This window comes from Ancylobacter mangrovi, assembly GCF_024752335.1.
Lineage (GTDB): Bacteria > Pseudomonadota > Alphaproteobacteria > Rhizobiales > Xanthobacteraceae > Ancylobacter > Ancylobacter mangrovi.
This window is the reverse complement of sequence record NZ_JANTHY010000013.1, coordinates 1-13968: the sequence shown is the minus strand read 5'-3', so window position 1 is coordinate 13968 and position 13968 is coordinate 1. Positions and strand designations below refer to the sequence as shown.

The following is a 13968-nucleotide window of genomic DNA, read 5'->3' as shown; positions in this document are numbered from 1 at the left end:
ATGGATGTGACGGCTCGAACGCCGCGTTCAGTGCTCAGTAGTGATCTTCGAACCGCTTGGCGAGATCCTCGATGTTCTCCGGCGGCCAGCCCGGCACTTCCATGCCGAGGTGCAGGCCCATGCTGGCGAGAACTTCCTTGATCTCGTTCAGCGACTTGCGGCCGAAGTTCGGGGTCCGGAGCATCTCCGCCTCGGTCTTCTGGATCAGGTCGCCGATATAGACGATGTTGTCGTTCTTCAGGCAGTTCGCCGAACGAACCGACAGCTCGAGCTCGTCGACCTTCTTCAGCAGCGCCGGATTGAAGGGCAGCTCCTGCATGGCCGGGCTCTCGGCCTCGCGCTTGGGCTCCTCGAAATTCACGAAGATCTCAAGCTGGTCCTGCAGGATGCGCGCGGCATAGGCCAGCGCGTCCTCGGGACCGATCGAGCCGTTGGTCTCGATGGTCATGGTCAGCTTGTCGAAGTCGAGGATCTGGCCCTCGCGGGTGTTCTCGACCTTGTAGGAGACCTTCTTGACCGGCGAGTAGAGGCTGTCGACCGGGATCAGGCCGATCGGCGCGTCCTCGGGACGGTTGCGGTCGGCGGCGACGTAGCCCTTGCCGGTGTCGACCGTGAACTCCATGCGGATCTCGGCACCGTCATCGAGCGTGCACAGCACGAGCTCGGGGTTCAGCACCTGGATGTCGCCGACGGTCTGGATGTCGCCGGCGGTGACGATGCCCGGACCCTGCTTCTTGACGACCATGCGCTTGGCACTGTCGCCGACCATCTTGATGGCGATGTCCTTGATGTTCAGGACGATGTCCGTCACATCCTCACGCACGCCGGGGATCGACGAGAACTCGTGCAGCACGCCGTCGATATGCACCGACGTCACCGCCGCGCCCTGGAGCGAGGACAGCAGGATGCGACGCAGCGCATTGCCGAGCGTCTGGCCGAATCCACGCTCGAGCGGCTCGGCGACAACCGTCGCGAAGCGCTTCGCATCGCCGCCGACCGAAACCTCGAGCTTCTCGGGCTTGATCAGCTCTTGCCAGTTCTTCTGAATCACTTGCGTCACCCTTGCTTTCGACGGCCCCCGGACGAAACCTCCGGGACGCGCCCCCGGCCGGGCCGGGAGGGAATGCCAAACGCGGCGTGCCCGGCGGCGCGTGAAAGCGCCGCCCGGCCTAGCTAAAAATCAGACGCGCCGACGCTTGCGCGGGCGGCAGCCATTGTGCGGGATCGGCGTCACGTCGCGGATCGACGTCACCGTGTAGCCCGCGGCCTGGAAGGCGCGCAGCGCCGACTCGCGTCCCGAACCCGGGCCGGAAACCTCGACCTCGATGGTGCGCATGCCGTGCTCGGCGGCCTTGCGCGCGCAATCCTCGGCCGCGACCTGCGCCGCGTAGGGGGTCGACTTGCGCGAGCCCTTGAAGCCCATGGCACCCGCCGAGGACCAGGCAATGGTGTTGCCCTGCGCGTCGGTGATGGTGATCATGGTGTTGTTGAACGACGCATTCACATGCGCGACGCCCGACGCGATGTTCTTCCGCTCGCGACGCTTGATGCGGGCAGCTTCCTTAGCCATTTGATCTTCGATCCTTCAGGCGCGCCCGTCATTCCAGGCGCTCGGGACAATAGTCTTGAATGTCGAAACCGGCCGCTCATGCCGCCGGCGTGCAAAAGCGGGCCAAAGCCCGCCTCCTCACTTCTTCTTGCCGGCGATCGGCTTGGCCGGACCCTTGCGGGTACGTGCATTGGTGTGCGTGCGCTGGCCGCGCACCGGCAGACCACGGCGATGGCGCAGGCCACGGTAGCAGCCGAGGTCCATCAGGCGCTTGATGTTCATCGACACTTCGCGGCGAAGGTCGCCCTCAACGATGTAATCGCGGTCGATGGTCTCGCGGATCTGGAGCACTTCCTGATCGGTGAGCTGATTTACGCGGCGCTCGGCCGGGATGCCGACCTTCTCCACGATCTCCGACGCGTTCTTCGCGCCGATGCCGTGAATGTACTGAAGCGCGATGACGACGCGCTTGTTGGTCGGGATATTGACGCCTGCGATACGGGCCACTGGCCGTCTCCATGTCGTCCGGCAAGCCGGAGGTTTACCTCACCTCGCGTCCGGTGGAGGCCGGCTCATGCGAGGATGCGCAAGGCGCCGCGCGACATCACCGCGTGATGTCGGCCCGCGACGCCCTTTCTAAGTGAAGCGCGGCACATAGAGCGATTCTGGCGCCCTGTCAAGCCCGCGCGACCAATTCGGTCAGACGGCCTCGAGAATCTCCGAGATCGCCTGCTCCACCTCGCCGATCGGCTTCATGCCGTCGACGGCCACCAGGAGCCCGCGCTCGGCGTAATAAGGCGCCACGACCGCGGTGTCGCGGTTGAACGCCTCGAGCCGGGTCTTGAAGATTTCCGGGTCGTCGTCCCGGCGCACCGGTTCGCCACGCTCGGTGGCCTCGCGGGCGCGCTGCAGGATGCGGTCGACAAGCTTCGCCTGGTCAACCTTGAACTCGATCACCGCGTCGAGCTTCAGGCCCTTGGCGGCGAGCATGTCGTCCAGCGCCTTGGCCTGGGCGACCGTGCGCGGGAAACCGTCGAGGATGAAGCCCTTGGCGGCGTCCGGCTGCTCGATACGATCGGCGACGATGTCGATCACGATGTCGTCCGACACGAGCTTGCCCGCGTCCATCACTTCCTTGGCACGCAGGCCGACGGGCGTTCCGTTACGCACCGCCTCGCGCAGCATGTCACCGGTCGAGAGCTGCACGATGCCGTGCCGTGCGACCAGACGCTGCGCCTGAGTTCCCTTGCCCGCACCCGGCGGACCAAGAAGAATCAGCCTCATCGACGCTTCCCCCTGAGCTTGGCCTTCTTGACCAGCCCTTCATACTGATGCGCCAGCAAGTGCCCCTGGACCTGCGCAACCGTGTCCATGGTCACGCTCACCACGATCAGCAGCGACGTGCCCCCGAAGTAGAACGGAACCGCAGCATACGAGATCAGTATCTCGGGGAACAGGCAGACGACCGCTAGGTAAGCCGCACCGATGACGGTGATGCGAGTCAGCACATAGTCGATATACTCGGCCGTGCGCTCACCCGGACGGATACCGGGGATGAAGCCGCCATGCTTCTTGAGGTTGTCCGCCGTCTCCGTCGGATTGAAGACGATCGCGGTGTAGAAGAAGCAGAAGAACACGATCAGCGCCACGTAGAGCAGCATGAACAGCGGCTGGCCATGCCCGATCAGCGCGGTGACCGTGGTCAGCCATTCCGGCCCGCGGCCCTGCATGAAGCTGGCGACCGTGGTCGGGATCAGCAGCAGCGAGGAGGCGAAGATCGGCGGGATGACGCCCGAGGTGTTCAGCTTCAGCGGCAGGTGCGACGACTGGCCGTCATAGACCTTGTTGCCCACCTGGCGTTTTGGATACTGGATCAGCAGCCGGCGCTGGGCGCGCTCCATGAACACGATGAACATGATCACCGCCACGACCATCAGGATCACGGCGAGGATGATGCCGGTGGACAGGGCGCCCTGGCGGCCGAGTTCCAGCGTGTTGGCGGTCGCCGAAGGCAGCTCCGCGACGATGCCGGCGAAGATGATCAGCGAGATGCCGTTGCCGATGCCGCGCGAGGTGATCTGCTCGCCCAGCCACATCAGGAACATGGTGCCGCCGGTCAGCGTGATCACGGTCGAGATGCGGAAGAACCAGCCGGGATCCGAGACCACCGAGCCCGAGCCCTCGAGCCCGACGGCGATGCCGTAGGACTGGAACACGGCCAGCACCACCGTCAGGTAGCGCGTGTACTGGTTGATGGTCTTGCGGCCCGCCTCGCCTTCCTTCTTCAGCGCCTCCAGCGTCGGGGAGACGGTGGTCAGCAGCTGGATGATGATCGACGCGGAGATGTACGGCATGATGTTCAGGGCGAAGATCGCCATGCGCGAGACCGCGCCGCCCGAGAACATGTTGAACAGGCCGATGATGCCCTGCTGCGCGGTGTTGAACACGTCCGCAAGCGCATCCGGGTTGATGCCGGGCATCGGAATGTAGGTGCCGAGCCGATAGACGAGAAGCGCACCCAGCGTAAACCAGATGCGCTTCTTCAGTTCTTCGGCCTTCGCGAGAGCACCGAAATTGAGGTTCGACGCGAGCTGTTCCGCTGCCGAGGCCATGAGGCTTCGCTCCCTCGCTGTGCCCTGAAGGACTTTGTAGGTAGGCCTGACTTAAGCGTCAGGCCGCCGTTTCACCAGCCTTGGCCTTGGACGCGAGCAGCGTCACAGTGCCGCCGGCCTTCTCGATCGCTTCGACCGCCGACTTCGTGGCGTGGGCGACCTCGAGCGTCACCTTCGCCTTCAGCTCGCCGCCGCCGAGCACCCGCACGCCCGCCTTGGCGCGGCGCAGCACGCCCGCCTCGACCAGAGCCGCCTGGGTGACCGCCGTAGCGGCGTCCAGCTTGCCCGCATCGATCGCGGTCTGGATGCGGCCGAGGGAAACCTCGTTCCAGTCCAGCGCGAAGATGTTGTTGAAGCCGCGCTTGGGCAGGCGACGATGGATCGGCATCTGGCCGCCCTCGAAGCCCTTGATCGCGACGCCGGTGCGCGAGGTCTGACCCTTCACGCCACGCCCGCCGGTCTTGCCCTTGCCGGAGCCGATGCCGCGGCCGACGCGCATGCGCTTCTTGCGCGCGCCGTCATTGTCCTTGATCTCGTTGAGGCTCATCGCCAGTCTCCTTCGGCGCCGTCAGGCTTCGACGACGCGGACGAGGTGGCGGACCTTCTGGATCATGCCACGCACGGCCGGGGTGTCTTCGAGCGTCGAGCGACGCCCAAGCTTGTTGAGGCCGAGACCGACGAGCGTCGCCCGCTGCTCCTGGGGGCGGCGGATCGGGCTGCCGATCTGCTCGACCGTGACCGTCTTGCTGCTGTTCGCCATGATAAGCTCCACTACCTCTCAGGGCGTCAGTCGGTCGCTTCGGCGTCGTCGACGCGGCGGCGGGACTGAAGCTGCGACACCTTCAGGCTGCGGCGCGCGGCCACGAGGCGCGGGCTGTCCTGGTTCTTCAGCGCGTCGAAGGTGGCGCGCACCATGTTGTACGGGTTGGACGAGCCGAACGACTTCGCCACCACGTCCTGCATGCCGAGCGTCTCGAAGACGGCGCGCATCGGGCCGCCCGCGATGATGCCCGTACCGGCCGGAGCCGCGCGCAGGATCACCTTGCCGGCGCCGTGATGGCCATGCACGTCATGGTGCAGGGTCCGGCCCTCGCGCAGCGGCACGCGGATCAGCGCGCGCTTGGCGGCTTCCGTCGCCTTGCGGATCGCCTCCGGCACCTCGCGGGCCTTGCCGTGGCCGAAGCCGACGCGGCCCTTCTGGTCGCCGACCACCACCAGGGCAGCGAAGCCGAAGCGACGGCCACCCTTCACAACCTTCGCGACACGGTTGATGTGGACCAGCTTGTCCACGAACGTGTTGTCGCGATCCTCGCGTTCACGCTCACGTTCACGAGCCATGATCTTATCCTCGTCGTTCTGCGGGGGGATCCCGCTCGTGATCTCAGAAGTTGAGACCGCCCTCGCGGGCGGCATCGGCGAGCGCCTTGACGCGGCCGTGATAGATGAAGGCGCCGCGGTCGAAGACCACGTCCTTCACACCGGCTGCGACGGCGCGTTCCGCCACGAGCTTGCCGATCGCCTGCGCCGCGGCGACGTCCGCGCCGGTCTTCAGGCTCTCCCGCAGGGTCTTCTCAAGCGACGAGGCGGCGGCGATCGTCACGCCGCGCGCATCGTCGATGACCTGCGCGTAGATGTGCTTCGACGAGCGATGCACCGAGAGGCGCGGCCGCCCGTTCGCCGTCGTGCGAAGAGCACGACGGACACGCGCCTTGCGGCGCTCGGTAGCGTCCTTGTACTGGGCCATGGTTCGAATCCGTTACTTCTTCTTGCCTTCCTTGCGGAAGATGAACTCGTCGGCGTACTTGACGCCCTTGCCCTTGTAGGGCTCGGGGCCACGGTACTTGCGGATCTCGGCGGCAACCTGACCGACCTTCTGGCGGTCGATGCCGGACACGATGATCTCCGTCGGCCGCGGCGTGACGATCTGGATCCCTTCCGGGATCGGATAGTTCACGTCGTGGCTGAAGCCGAGCGCCAGGTTCAGGGACTTGCCCTGCACCGCGGCGCGATAGCCGACGCCGTTGATCTCGAGCTTCTTCTCGAAGCCCTTCGTGACACCCTCGACCAGATTGGCGACGAGGGTGCGCGACAGGCCCCACATGGACTTGTGGCGGTTGGTCTCGCCACGAAGCGAGAACAGGATCGCCCCGTTCTCCATCTTCACGCCGATCTCGTCGACCACGTTCACTTCCAGGGCGCCCTTGGGGCCCTTCACCTTGACCGTCTGGCCGTCGACCGAAGCGGTGACGCCGGCGGGAATCTCGATGGGCGCTTTGCCGATCTTGGACATTGCTCTCTCTCCCTCCAGGTCAGAAGACCGTGAAGAGGACCTCGCCGCCCACGTTCTTCTCGCGGGCTTCGTGGTCCGCCATCACGCCCTGGGGCGTGGAGACGACAGCGACGCCGAGACCGTTGGCGACGCGCGGAAGGGTCTTGACCGACGAATAGACCCGCCGGCCGGGCTTGGAAACGCGGGCGATCTCGCGGATCACCGGTTCCCCGTCATAGTACTTGAGCTCGATCTCGAACTCGCTGCGGCCGTTGACCGGCTCCGAGGCGGAATAGCCGCGGATGAAGCCTTCGGCGGTCAGCACTTCGAGCACGCTCGCACGCAGGCGCGAACCGGGGGTGGAGATCTTCTCCTTGCGCCGCATCTGCGCATTGCGGATGCGGGTGATCAGATCGCCGATCGGATCAGTCGTGGACATGGACCGGCCTCCTCACCAGCTCGACTTGACGAGGCCGGGCACCTGGCCCAGCGAACCGAGTTCGCGCAGCGCGATACGGCTCATCTTCAGCTTGCGGTAATAGGCACGCGGGCGCCCGGTGACTTCGCACCGGTTGCGGATGCGCACCTTCGCCGAATTGCGCGGGAGCTCCGCCAGCTTGAGGACCGCGGCGAAACGCTCCTCGATCGGCAGCTCCTTGTCATTAACCAGGGCCTTGAGACGAGCCCGCTTGCCGGCATAGTTCTTCACCAGCTTGCGACGATGCTCGTTCTTCTCGACCGCGCTCTTCTTCGCCATATGCTCTGCTCCTAGTCTCCGCGTTTGGGGCCTGGCCCCACGGCCGGAAGGGGATGCTTACTGACGGAACGGGAAGTTGAAGGCCTTCAGAAGCGCGCGCGCTTCCTCGTCCGTCTTCGCCGTCGTGCAGACGATGATGTCCATGCCCCACATCTGATCAACCTTGTCGTAGTTGATCTCGGGGAACACGATGTGCTCCTTGATGCCCATGGCGTAGTTGCCGTGGCCATCGAAGCTCTTGGGGTTCAGCCCACGGAAGTCGCGAACGCGCGGCAGGGCGATGTTCACGAGCCGATCGACGAACTCGTACATGCGCACCTTGCGCAGCGTGACCTTGGTGCCGACCGGCTGATTCTCGCGCAGGCGGAAGTTCGACACCGCCTTGCGGGCGCGGGTGATCACCGGCTTCTGGCCGGAGATCAGCGCCAGATCCGCCGCAGCGGTCTGCACCTTCTTGGAGTCCGCGGTCGCCTCGCCGACGCCCATGTTGATCACGATCTTCTCGATCGAGGGGACTTCCATGGCATTCTTGTAGCCGAACTGCTCGACCATCTGCTTGCGGATGACGTCCTCGTAGTGGGACTTCATCCGCGGGGTGTAGCTCGTCTCAGCCATCGATCTTCTCCCCCGAGCGCTTGGCGACGCGCACCTTGGTGCCGTCCGCCTGCACAAGGAACCCGACGCGGGTCGGCTTGCCGTCCTTCGGATCGGCGTGCGCGATGTTCGACAGGTGGATGGGACCCTCCTTGGAGATGATCCCGCCTTCCTGGTTCGCGCTCTGCCGCTGGTGGCGCTTCACCATGTTCACGCCGCGCACCTTGGCGACGTTGTCCTTGGGAAGAACCTGGATGACCTCGCCGGTGCGGCCTTTGTCGCGGCCGGCGAGGACGACGACCTTGTCGCCCTTCTTGATCTTGGCGGCCATCACAGCACCTCCGGCGCCAGCGAAATGATCTTCATGTGGTTCTTCGCGCGCAGCTCGCGCGGAACCGGTCCGAAGATACGCGTGCCGACCGGCTCCTTGTTGTTGTTGATCAGCACCGCCGCATTGCGGTCGAAGCGGATCACCGAACCGTCGACGCGATGGATGTCCTTGGCGGTGCGCACCACGACCGCCTTCATCACATCGCCCTTCTTCACGCGGCCGCGCGGAATCGCTTCCTTCACCGACACCACGATGATGTCGCCGACATGAGCGTACTTGCGCTTCGAACCGCCAAGCACCTTGATGCACATGACGCGACGCGCACCGGAATTGTCCGCCACGTCGAGATTGGTCTGCATCTGGATCATGACGCACCTATTTCTCGCAAAAACGGTGCTCGCCCGAAGAGCGGCGCACCCTCAACCCCGTTTCCGGGAAGCTCCGACGGAAAAGCTCAGACCTCGGCCCGCTTCTCACCCTGGACGACGATCCAGTTCTTCAGCTTGGACAAGGGGCGGTGCTCCTCGATCCATACCGTGTCGCCTTCCTTCCACGTATTTCCCTCGTCATGGGCGTGGTACTTCTTGGAACGGCGAACGGTCTTCTTCAGCAGCGGATGGGTGAAACGGCGCTCGACACGGACCACCACGGTCTTGTCCTGCTTGTCGCTCACCACGACGCCCTGCAGCAAACGCTTTGGCATCGCCCTCTCCTCACTTAGCCTTGGCCGCCGAAGCGGCCTTCTGCGCCTGGATCGTCTTGACCCGCGCGACATCGCGGCGGATCTGACGCACCCGCGCCGTGTTCTCGAGCTGGCCGGTCGCCTTCTGGAACCGGAGGTTGAACTGCTCCTTCTTGAGCGAAAGAAGCTCGTCGGAGAGTTCGTCGGCCGTCTTGGTCCGGAAATCGGTTGCCTTGGTCATCATTCCCTCCGTCACTCGGCGATCCGCTCGACGAAGCGCGTCTTGACCGGCAGCTTCGCGGCAGCGAGGCGCAGCGCCTCGCGCGCGATGTCCTGGCTGACGCCGTCGATCTCGAACATGATGCGGCCGGGCTTGATCTTGGCGGCCCAGTAGTCCGGGGCGCCCTTACCCTTACCCATACGCACTTCGGTCGGCTTGGAGGAAACCGGCACATCCGGGAAGACGCGGATCCACACGCGGCCCGCACGCTTCATGTGACGGGTCATCGCGCGACGCGCGGCTTCGATCTGGCGCGCAGTGATGCGCTCCGGTTCAACGGCCTTCAGCCCGAACTGGCCGAAGTTGAGGTCAGTCCCGCCCTTGGCGACGCCGTGAATGCGCCCCTTGAACTGCTTGCGGAACTTCGTGCGCTTTGGTTGCAGCATGTCGCGCCTCTTATTCCTTCTCTACGCCACTCACGCCGCGTCGCGGCGCGAGGAGCGACCACCCGAGGGCTCACCATCCGCCTGGCGCTTGTCCTGCGCCATCGGATCGTGCTCGAGAATCTCACCCTTGAAGATCCAGACCTTGACACCGCAGGTGCCGTAGGTCGTGAAGGCCGTGGCCGTACCGTAATCCACGTCCGCGCGCAAGGTGTGAAGCGGCACGCGCCCTTCACGATACCACTCCAGACGCGCAATCTCCGCGCCGCCGAGACGGCCCGCGCAGTTGATACGAATGCCTTCCGCGCCGAGACGCATCGCCGACTGGACGGCGCGCTTCATGGCGCGGCGGAACGCCACACGGCGCTCGAGCTGCTGGGCGATCGATTCGGCGACGAGCCGCGCGTCGATCTCCGGCTTGCGGATCTCGACGATGTTGATGAAAACTTCCGAGTCGGTCATCTCGGAAACCTTCTTGCGCAGCTTGTCGATGTCGGCGCCCTTCTTGCCGATCACCACGCCCGGACGCGCCGAGTGGATGGTGACGCGGCACTTCTTGTGCGGACGCTCGATCACGATCTTCGACACCGCAGCCTGCTTCAGCAGCTTCTGCAGCATCTCGCGGATCTTGATGTCCTCGTGCAGCAGCTCGCCATATTCGCCCTTGCCGGCGAACCAGCGCGAATCCCAGGTACGGTTGATGCCGAGCCGCAGCCCGACCGGGTTGACCTTCTGACCCATCAGGCTTTCTCCTCGACTTCACGCACCACGATGGTGATGTGCGAGAACGGCTTCTCGATGCGGCTGGCCCGCCCGCGGGCACGCGCCGCGAAGCGCTTCATGACCAGCCCCTTGCCGACATGAGCCTCGGCGACGATCAGATCGTCGACGTCGAGCTCATGATTGTTCTCGGCATTCGCGATGGCCGATTCCAGGCACTTCTTCACGTCGCCCGCGATCCGCTTGCGGGAGAACTGCAGGTCGGCGAGCGCGGTCGCGACCTTCTTCCCCCGGATCAGGCCGGCGACGAGGTTGAGCTTCTGGGGGCTCACGCGCAGATTGCGTGCAACCGCCTTGGCTTCCGTATCCGCGAGCGCGCGCGGACGAGCTGCCTTACCCATGATGCTGCCTCTACTTGCGCTTGGCTTTCTTGTCCGCAGCGTGCCCGTAATAGGTGCGGGTCGGAGCGAACTCGCCGAACTTGTGGCCCACCATGTCCTCGGTCACCGAGACCGGGACGTGCTTGTTGCCGTTGTAAACGCCGAAGGTGATCCCGACGAACTGCGGCAGGATCGTGGAGCGGCGGCTCCAGATCTTGACGACGTCGTGACGACCCGAGCTGCGCGCGGCTTCCGCCTTCTTGAGGAGGTAGCCGTCGACGAACGGACCTTTCCAGACCGATCGAGACATTGTTCAGTTCCCCTCGCTCACTTCTTGCGGGCGTGCCGGCTGGACACGATGAACTTGGTGGTCGACTTGTTCTTCCGGGTCCGCTTGCCCTTGGTGGGGAAGCCCCACGGGGTGACCGGATGACGACCGCCCGAGGTACGGCCCTCGCCGCCACCGTGCGGGTGGTCGACGGGGTTCATGGTGACGCCGCGGTTGTGCGGGCGGCGGCCCAGCCAGCGCTTGCGGCCGGCCTTGCCCAGATTGGTGTTCATGTGGTCCGGGTTGGAAACCGCACCCACCGTGCCGCAGCACTCGCCATGCACCAGGCGCTGCTCGCCCGAGTTCAGCCGCAGGATCACGTAACCCTGGTCGCGGCCGACGATCTGAGCGTAGGAGCCGGCCGAACGCGCGATCTGCCCGCCCTTGCCGATCTTCAGCTCGATGTTGTGCACGATCGTGCCGACCGGCAGGTTGCCGAGCGGCGCCGTGTTGCCCGGCTTCACGTCCACGGTCTTGGACGACAGCACGCGGTCGCCGACGGCGAGACGCTGCGGGGCCAGGATGTAGGACAGCTCGCCGTCGTCATACTTGATGAGGGCGATGAAGGCGGTGCGGTTCGGATCGTACTCGATACGCTCCACCGTCGCGCCGACGTCGCGCTTGGTGCGCTTGAAGTCGACGAGGCGGTACGCCTGCTTGTGCCCGCCGCCGCGGAAGCGGACAGTCACGCGGCCATTGTTGTTGCGGCCGCCGGCTTCCGACTTGCCCTCGGTCAGCGTCTTGACCGGCTTGCCCTTGTACAGGCCCGAGCGGTCGACGATGACGAGCTGGCGAAGGCCCGGCGTTACCGGCTTGAAGGTTTTGAGCGCCATGTCTCCGATCCCTTATCCCCGGCTCACAGACCCGTCGTGATGTCGATGGAATGGCCCTCGGCGAGGGTCACGACCGCCTTCTTCACGTCGTTCTGCACGCCCTTGCGGCCCTTGAAGAACTTCGTCTTCCCCTTGCGGACCAGCGTGTTGACGCTCTCGACCTTCACGTCGAAGAGCTTCTCGACCGCCTCTTTGATCTGCGGCTTGGTAGCCGACAGCGCAACCTTGAAGACGACCTTGTTGTGCTCGGACGCCATCGTGGCCTTCTCGGTGATGACCGGGGACACGATCACGTCGTAATGGCGCGGATCGAGGCTCATTTGAAACGCGCCTCCAGAGCATCGACAGCCGCCTTCGTCAGCACCAGGGTCTGACGACGCAGGATGTCGTAGACGTTGATGCCCTGCACGGGCAGCACGTCGAGGTGAGTGACATTGCGCGAGGCGAGGCCGAAATTGGCATCCACCTCGGCACCCGAAACCACGAGCGCGTTGGCGAGGCCGAGACCCGCCAGCCGCTCCTTGAGCAGCTTGGTCTTCGGCTCGCTCAGCACCGCGTCGTCGAGCACGATGATCTGCTGATCCTTCGCCTTCGAGGACAGCGCGTGCTTCAGCGCCAGGGCGCGCACCTTCTTCGGCAGATCGCTCGCATGGCTGCGGGCCACCGGACCGAACGCCTTGGCGCCGCCGCGGAACTGCGGCGCGGAAGCCGCGCCGTGACGGGCGCCGCCGGTGCCCTTCTGCTTGTACATCTTGCGCTTGGTGCGGTTGACGTCCGAGCGCGACAGGGTCTGGTGGGTACCAGCTTGGCGGCGCGAGAGCTGCCACACAACGCAGCGATGCAGGATGTCCTGGCGCGGCTCGAGACCGAAGATCTCGTCCGACAGGGTGACGGAACCGGCTTCGGCCCCGTCGAGAGTTTTGACGGCGAGTTCCATCACACGTTCTCCTCGGCCGCGGCCTCGACCACCGGCGCTTCGGCCGGGGCCTCGTCGGCCGCCTGCTCGCCCGGCAGCCGGAACTTGCCCGGCTTCGGCGCCTCGGCCGGCAGCTTCTTCTTCACCGCGTCGGCGATCAGGATCCAACCGCCCTTGTTGCCCGGAACCGCGCCCTCGACCGCGATCAGACCGCGCTCGACATCGGTCAGCACGACCTTGAGGTTCTGCGTGGTGACGGTCTCGGCGCCGAGGTGACCCGGCATCTTCTTGTTCTTGAAGGTCTTGCCGGGGTCCTGACGACCACCTGTAGAACCGATCGAACGGTGCGAGATCGACACGCCGTGGGTGGCACGAAGACCGCCGAAATTGTGGCGCTTCATGCCGCCGGCGAAGCCCTTACCGATCGAGGTGCCGGTCACGTCGACGAACTGGCCCACCACGAAGTGGTCCGCCGTCAGCTCGGCCCCGACCGGGATCAGCCCTTCCTCCTCGACGCGGAACTCGGCGAGCTTGCGCTTGGGCTCGACCTTCGCCACCGCGAAGTGCCCGCGCATGGCGCGCGTCGTGTTCTGCGGCTTGGCCTGGCCGACGCCAAGCTGAACCGCGACATATCCGTTCTTGTCGAGCGTCCGGTGGGCGACCACCTGGCAATTATCGACTTTCAGCACAGTGACCGGAATATGCTCGCCTGCATCGGTAAAGATGCGGGTCATTCCGACCTTCTGGGCGATGACGCCTGACCGCATGGCCGTGTCCCCTCGCCTTCTCTCAGAGCTTGATCTCGACGTCGACACCCGCGGCGAGGTCGAGCTTCATCAGCGCGTCCACCGTCTGGGGGGTCGGGTCGACTATGTCCAGCAGACGCTTGTGCGTCCGCATCTCGAACTGCTCGCGGGACTTCTTGTCCACGTGCGGTCCGCGATTGACCGTGAATTTCTCAATCCGCGTCGGCAGCGGAATGGGACCGCGAACCTGGGCGCCCGTACGCTTCGCCGTCGAGACGATCTCGCGGGTGGAAGCGTCCAGGATACGATGATCGAACGCCTTGAGGCGGATCCGAATGTTCTGGCCGTTCATTGACTTCAAGGCTCCCAGAGGGTTCGCCAAACTGGAACCCGCCCCGGCGGTCCGGGACCGGTTCCACGAAAAAGGGGCGCAGGACTACCCGGCGCCCCCCGGGATTGAATCGATCACTCGATGATGGCGGCGACGACGCCGGCACCGACGGTGCGGCCGCCCTCGCGGATGGCGAAGCGCAGCTTCTCTTCCATCGCGATCGGAACGATCAGATGGACGTCGACCGAGATGTTGTC

At 65.1% G+C, this 13968-nt stretch carries 27 protein-coding genes; all 27 read right to left on the bottom strand.

Annotation, left to right across the window (positions count from 1 at the left end):
• Positions 1 to 34 precede the first annotated feature (34 nt).
• Positions 35 to 1060 (bottom strand): DNA-directed RNA polymerase subunit alpha, encoded by a 1026-nt coding sequence (locus tag NVS83_RS22760; RefSeq protein WP_374114589.1) that lies wholly within the window; start codon positions 1058 to 1060, stop codon positions 35 to 37.
• A 120-nt stretch (positions 1061 to 1180) separates the two neighbouring features.
• Positions 1181 to 1570 carry a 30S ribosomal protein S11 gene (rpsK, locus tag NVS83_RS22755; RefSeq protein WP_258733845.1) on the bottom strand — a complete coding sequence of 130 codons (390 nt, stop codon included), beginning with the start codon at positions 1568 to 1570 and terminating at the stop codon, positions 1181 to 1183.
• A gap of 117 nt (positions 1571 to 1687) precedes the next feature.
• Complete coding sequence (rpsM, locus tag NVS83_RS22750; RefSeq protein ID WP_258733846.1) at positions 1688 to 2056, bottom strand: 30S ribosomal protein S13; 369 nt, start codon at positions 2054 to 2056, stop codon at positions 1688 to 1690.
• 192 nt (positions 2057 to 2248) lie between these two features.
• Positions 2249 to 2833: an adenylate kinase gene (locus tag NVS83_RS22745; RefSeq protein WP_258733847.1), complete on the bottom strand. Its 585-nt coding sequence runs from the start codon at positions 2831 to 2833 to the stop codon at positions 2249 to 2251.
• Positions 2830 to 4161 (bottom strand): preprotein translocase subunit SecY, encoded by a 1332-nt coding sequence (gene secY, locus NVS83_RS22740; RefSeq protein ID WP_258741536.1) that lies wholly within the window; start codon positions 4159 to 4161, stop codon positions 2830 to 2832. The genes NVS83_RS22745 and secY overlap by 4 nt, the downstream gene beginning before the upstream one ends.
• Before the next feature lie 58 nt (positions 4162 to 4219).
• Positions 4220 to 4708, bottom strand: a complete 489-nt coding sequence (rplO, locus tag NVS83_RS22735; protein WP_258741535.1) for a 50S ribosomal protein L15 — start codon at positions 4706 to 4708, stop codon at positions 4220 to 4222.
• A gap of 21 nt (positions 4709 to 4729) precedes the next feature.
• The gene (gene rpmD / locus NVS83_RS22730; protein WP_258741532.1) at positions 4730 to 4921 is read right to left on the bottom strand and encodes a 50S ribosomal protein L30; all 192 of its coding nucleotides are present in this window, start codon (positions 4919 to 4921) and stop codon (positions 4730 to 4732) included.
• Positions 4922 to 4947: 26 nt separating this feature from the next.
• The gene (rpsE, locus tag NVS83_RS22725; protein WP_152301896.1) at positions 4948 to 5499 is read right to left on the bottom strand and encodes a 30S ribosomal protein S5; all 552 of its coding nucleotides are present in this window, start codon (positions 5497 to 5499) and stop codon (positions 4948 to 4950) included.
• Between the two features lie 43 nt (positions 5500 to 5542).
• On the bottom strand, positions 5543 to 5905 hold the full coding sequence (gene rplR, locus NVS83_RS22720; RefSeq protein WP_258733851.1) for a 50S ribosomal protein L18: 363 nt from the start codon (positions 5903 to 5905) through the stop codon (positions 5543 to 5545).
• 12 nt (positions 5906 to 5917) lie between these two features.
• Positions 5918 to 6451 carry a 50S ribosomal protein L6 gene (gene rplF / locus NVS83_RS22715; RefSeq protein ID WP_258733852.1) on the bottom strand — a complete coding sequence of 178 codons (534 nt, stop codon included), beginning with the start codon at positions 6449 to 6451 and terminating at the stop codon, positions 5918 to 5920.
• Between the two features lie 19 nt (positions 6452 to 6470).
• Positions 6471 to 6869: a 30S ribosomal protein S8 gene (gene rpsH, locus NVS83_RS22710; RefSeq protein WP_258733853.1), complete on the bottom strand. Its 399-nt coding sequence runs from the start codon at positions 6867 to 6869 to the stop codon at positions 6471 to 6473.
• 12 nt (positions 6870 to 6881) lie between these two features.
• Positions 6882 to 7187: a 30S ribosomal protein S14 gene (rpsN, locus tag NVS83_RS22705; RefSeq protein WP_258733854.1), complete on the bottom strand. Its 306-nt coding sequence runs from the start codon at positions 7185 to 7187 to the stop codon at positions 6882 to 6884.
• Between the two features lie 57 nt (positions 7188 to 7244).
• Positions 7245 to 7802 (bottom strand): 50S ribosomal protein L5, encoded by a 558-nt coding sequence (rplE, locus tag NVS83_RS22700; protein WP_258741531.1) that lies wholly within the window; start codon positions 7800 to 7802, stop codon positions 7245 to 7247.
• Positions 7795 to 8112, bottom strand: coding sequence for a 50S ribosomal protein L24 (rplX, locus tag NVS83_RS22695; RefSeq protein WP_258733856.1), 318 nt, complete (start codon positions 8110 to 8112; stop codon positions 7795 to 7797). The genes rplE and rplX overlap by 8 nt, the downstream gene beginning before the upstream one ends.
• The gene (rplN, locus tag NVS83_RS22690; protein ID WP_258733857.1) at positions 8112 to 8480 is read right to left on the bottom strand and encodes a 50S ribosomal protein L14; all 369 of its coding nucleotides are present in this window, start codon (positions 8478 to 8480) and stop codon (positions 8112 to 8114) included. Before rplN ends, rplX begins: the two co-directional genes overlap by 1 nt.
• Before the next feature lie 86 nt (positions 8481 to 8566).
• On the bottom strand, positions 8567 to 8815 hold the full coding sequence (rpsQ, locus tag NVS83_RS22685; protein ID WP_258733858.1) for a 30S ribosomal protein S17: 249 nt from the start codon (positions 8813 to 8815) through the stop codon (positions 8567 to 8569).
• 10 nt (positions 8816 to 8825) lie between these two features.
• Positions 8826 to 9035: a 50S ribosomal protein L29 gene (rpmC, locus tag NVS83_RS22680; protein ID WP_258733859.1), complete on the bottom strand. Its 210-nt coding sequence runs from the start codon at positions 9033 to 9035 to the stop codon at positions 8826 to 8828.
• Between the two features lie 11 nt (positions 9036 to 9046).
• On the bottom strand, positions 9047 to 9460 hold the full coding sequence (gene rplP / locus NVS83_RS22675) for a 50S ribosomal protein L16 (RefSeq protein ID WP_258733860.1): 414 nt from the start codon (positions 9458 to 9460) through the stop codon (positions 9047 to 9049).
• A gap of 30 nt (positions 9461 to 9490) precedes the next feature.
• A complete protein-coding gene (gene rpsC / locus NVS83_RS22670; RefSeq protein WP_258733861.1) occupies positions 9491 to 10198 on the bottom strand; it encodes a 30S ribosomal protein S3 in 708 nt (235 codons plus the stop codon).
• A complete protein-coding gene (gene rplV, locus NVS83_RS22665; protein ID WP_163073311.1) occupies positions 10198 to 10578 on the bottom strand; it encodes a 50S ribosomal protein L22 in 381 nt (126 codons plus the stop codon). Before rplV ends, rpsC begins: the two co-directional genes overlap by 1 nt.
• A 10-nt stretch (positions 10579 to 10588) precedes the next feature.
• The gene (gene rpsS, locus NVS83_RS22660) at positions 10589 to 10867 is read right to left on the bottom strand and encodes a 30S ribosomal protein S19 (protein WP_258733863.1); all 279 of its coding nucleotides are present in this window, start codon (positions 10865 to 10867) and stop codon (positions 10589 to 10591) included.
• Between the two features lie 17 nt (positions 10868 to 10884).
• Entirely contained in the window at positions 10885 to 11718 is an 834-nt protein-coding gene (gene rplB / locus NVS83_RS22655) for a 50S ribosomal protein L2 (protein ID WP_258741523.1), read from the bottom strand.
• Positions 11719 to 11741: 23 nt separating this feature from the next.
• The gene (locus NVS83_RS22650) at positions 11742 to 12038 is read right to left on the bottom strand and encodes a 50S ribosomal protein L23 (protein ID WP_213373167.1); all 297 of its coding nucleotides are present in this window, start codon (positions 12036 to 12038) and stop codon (positions 11742 to 11744) included.
• Positions 12035 to 12655, bottom strand: a complete 621-nt coding sequence (gene rplD / locus NVS83_RS22645; RefSeq protein WP_258733865.1) for a 50S ribosomal protein L4 — start codon at positions 12653 to 12655, stop codon at positions 12035 to 12037. The genes NVS83_RS22650 and rplD overlap by 4 nt, the downstream gene beginning before the upstream one ends.
• Complete coding sequence (rplC, locus tag NVS83_RS22640) at positions 12655 to 13401, bottom strand: 50S ribosomal protein L3 (RefSeq protein WP_258733866.1); 747 nt, start codon at positions 13399 to 13401, stop codon at positions 12655 to 12657. Before rplC ends, rplD begins: the two co-directional genes overlap by 1 nt.
• A 22-nt stretch (positions 13402 to 13423) precedes the next feature.
• Complete coding sequence (rpsJ, locus tag NVS83_RS22635) at positions 13424 to 13732, bottom strand: 30S ribosomal protein S10 (protein ID WP_258733867.1); 309 nt, start codon at positions 13730 to 13732, stop codon at positions 13424 to 13426.
• A 113-nt stretch (positions 13733 to 13845) separates the two neighbouring features.
• Positions 13846 to 13968 (bottom strand): EF-Tu C-terminal domain-related protein (locus tag NVS83_RS22630; RefSeq protein WP_502550527.1); only part of this gene is annotated, 123 nt, incomplete at its 5' end.

What these genes read in the sequence shown, in the direction of transcription:
- rpsK (WP_258733845.1), bottom strand. Translation starts at nt 1,570, where the DNA reads ATGGCTAAGGAAGCTGCCCGCATCAAGCGTCGCGAGCGGAAGAACATC.
- NVS83_RS22745 (WP_258733847.1), bottom strand. Translation starts at nt 2,833, where the DNA reads ATGAGGCTGATTCTTCTTGGTCCGCCGGGTGCGGGCAAGGGAACTCAG.
- secY (WP_258741536.1), bottom strand. Translation starts at nt 4,161, where the DNA reads ATGGCCTCGGCAGCGGAACAGCTCGCGTCGAACCTCAATTTCGGTGCT.
- rplO (WP_258741535.1), bottom strand. Translation starts at nt 4,708, where the DNA reads ATGAGCCTCAACGAGATCAAGGACAATGACGGCGCGCGCAAGAAGCGC.
- rpmD (WP_258741532.1), bottom strand. Translation starts at nt 4,921, where the DNA reads ATGGCGAACAGCAGCAAGACGGTCACGGTCGAGCAGATCGGCAGCCCG.
- rpsE (WP_152301896.1), bottom strand. Translation starts at nt 5,499, where the DNA reads ATGGCTCGTGAACGTGAGCGTGAACGCGAGGATCGCGACAACACGTTC.
- rplR (WP_258733851.1), bottom strand. Translation starts at nt 5,905, where the DNA reads ATGGCCCAGTACAAGGACGCTACCGAGCGCCGCAAGGCGCGTGTCCGT.
- rplF (WP_258733852.1), bottom strand. Translation starts at nt 6,451, where the DNA reads ATGTCCAAGATCGGCAAAGCGCCCATCGAGATTCCCGCCGGCGTCACC.
- rpsH (WP_258733853.1), bottom strand. Translation starts at nt 6,869, where the DNA reads ATGTCCACGACTGATCCGATCGGCGATCTGATCACCCGCATCCGCAAT.
- rpsN (WP_258733854.1), bottom strand. Translation starts at nt 7,187, where the DNA reads ATGGCGAAGAAGAGCGCGGTCGAGAAGAACGAGCATCGTCGCAAGCTG.
- rplE (WP_258741531.1), bottom strand. Translation starts at nt 7,802, where the DNA reads ATGGCTGAGACGAGCTACACCCCGCGGATGAAGTCCCACTACGAGGAC.
- rplX (WP_258733856.1), bottom strand. Translation starts at nt 8,112, where the DNA reads ATGGCCGCCAAGATCAAGAAGGGCGACAAGGTCGTCGTCCTCGCCGGC.
- rplN (WP_258733857.1), bottom strand. Translation starts at nt 8,480, where the DNA reads ATGATCCAGATGCAGACCAATCTCGACGTGGCGGACAATTCCGGTGCG.
- rpsQ (WP_258733858.1), bottom strand. Translation starts at nt 8,815, where the DNA reads ATGCCAAAGCGTTTGCTGCAGGGCGTCGTGGTGAGCGACAAGCAGGAC.
- rpmC (WP_258733859.1), bottom strand. Translation starts at nt 9,035, where the DNA reads ATGACCAAGGCAACCGATTTCCGGACCAAGACGGCCGACGAACTCTCC.
- rplP (WP_258733860.1), bottom strand. Translation starts at nt 9,460, where the DNA reads ATGCTGCAACCAAAGCGCACGAAGTTCCGCAAGCAGTTCAAGGGGCGC.
- rpsC (WP_258733861.1), bottom strand. Translation starts at nt 10,198, where the DNA reads ATGGGTCAGAAGGTCAACCCGGTCGGGCTGCGGCTCGGCATCAACCGT.
- rplV (WP_163073311.1), bottom strand. Translation starts at nt 10,578, where the DNA reads ATGGGTAAGGCAGCTCGTCCGCGCGCGCTCGCGGATACGGAAGCCAAG.
- rpsS (WP_258733863.1), bottom strand. Translation starts at nt 10,867, where the DNA reads ATGTCTCGATCGGTCTGGAAAGGTCCGTTCGTCGACGGCTACCTCCTC.
- rplB (WP_258741523.1), bottom strand. Translation starts at nt 11,718, where the DNA reads ATGGCGCTCAAAACCTTCAAGCCGGTAACGCCGGGCCTTCGCCAGCTC.
- NVS83_RS22650 (WP_213373167.1), bottom strand. Translation starts at nt 12,038, where the DNA reads ATGAGCCTCGATCCGCGCCATTACGACGTGATCGTGTCCCCGGTCATC.
- rplD (WP_258733865.1), bottom strand. Translation starts at nt 12,655, where the DNA reads ATGGAACTCGCCGTCAAAACTCTCGACGGGGCCGAAGCCGGTTCCGTC.
- rplC (WP_258733866.1), bottom strand. Translation starts at nt 13,401, where the DNA reads ATGCGGTCAGGCGTCATCGCCCAGAAGGTCGGAATGACCCGCATCTTT.
- rpsJ (WP_258733867.1), bottom strand. Translation starts at nt 13,732, where the DNA reads ATGAACGGCCAGAACATTCGGATCCGCCTCAAGGCGTTCGATCATCGT.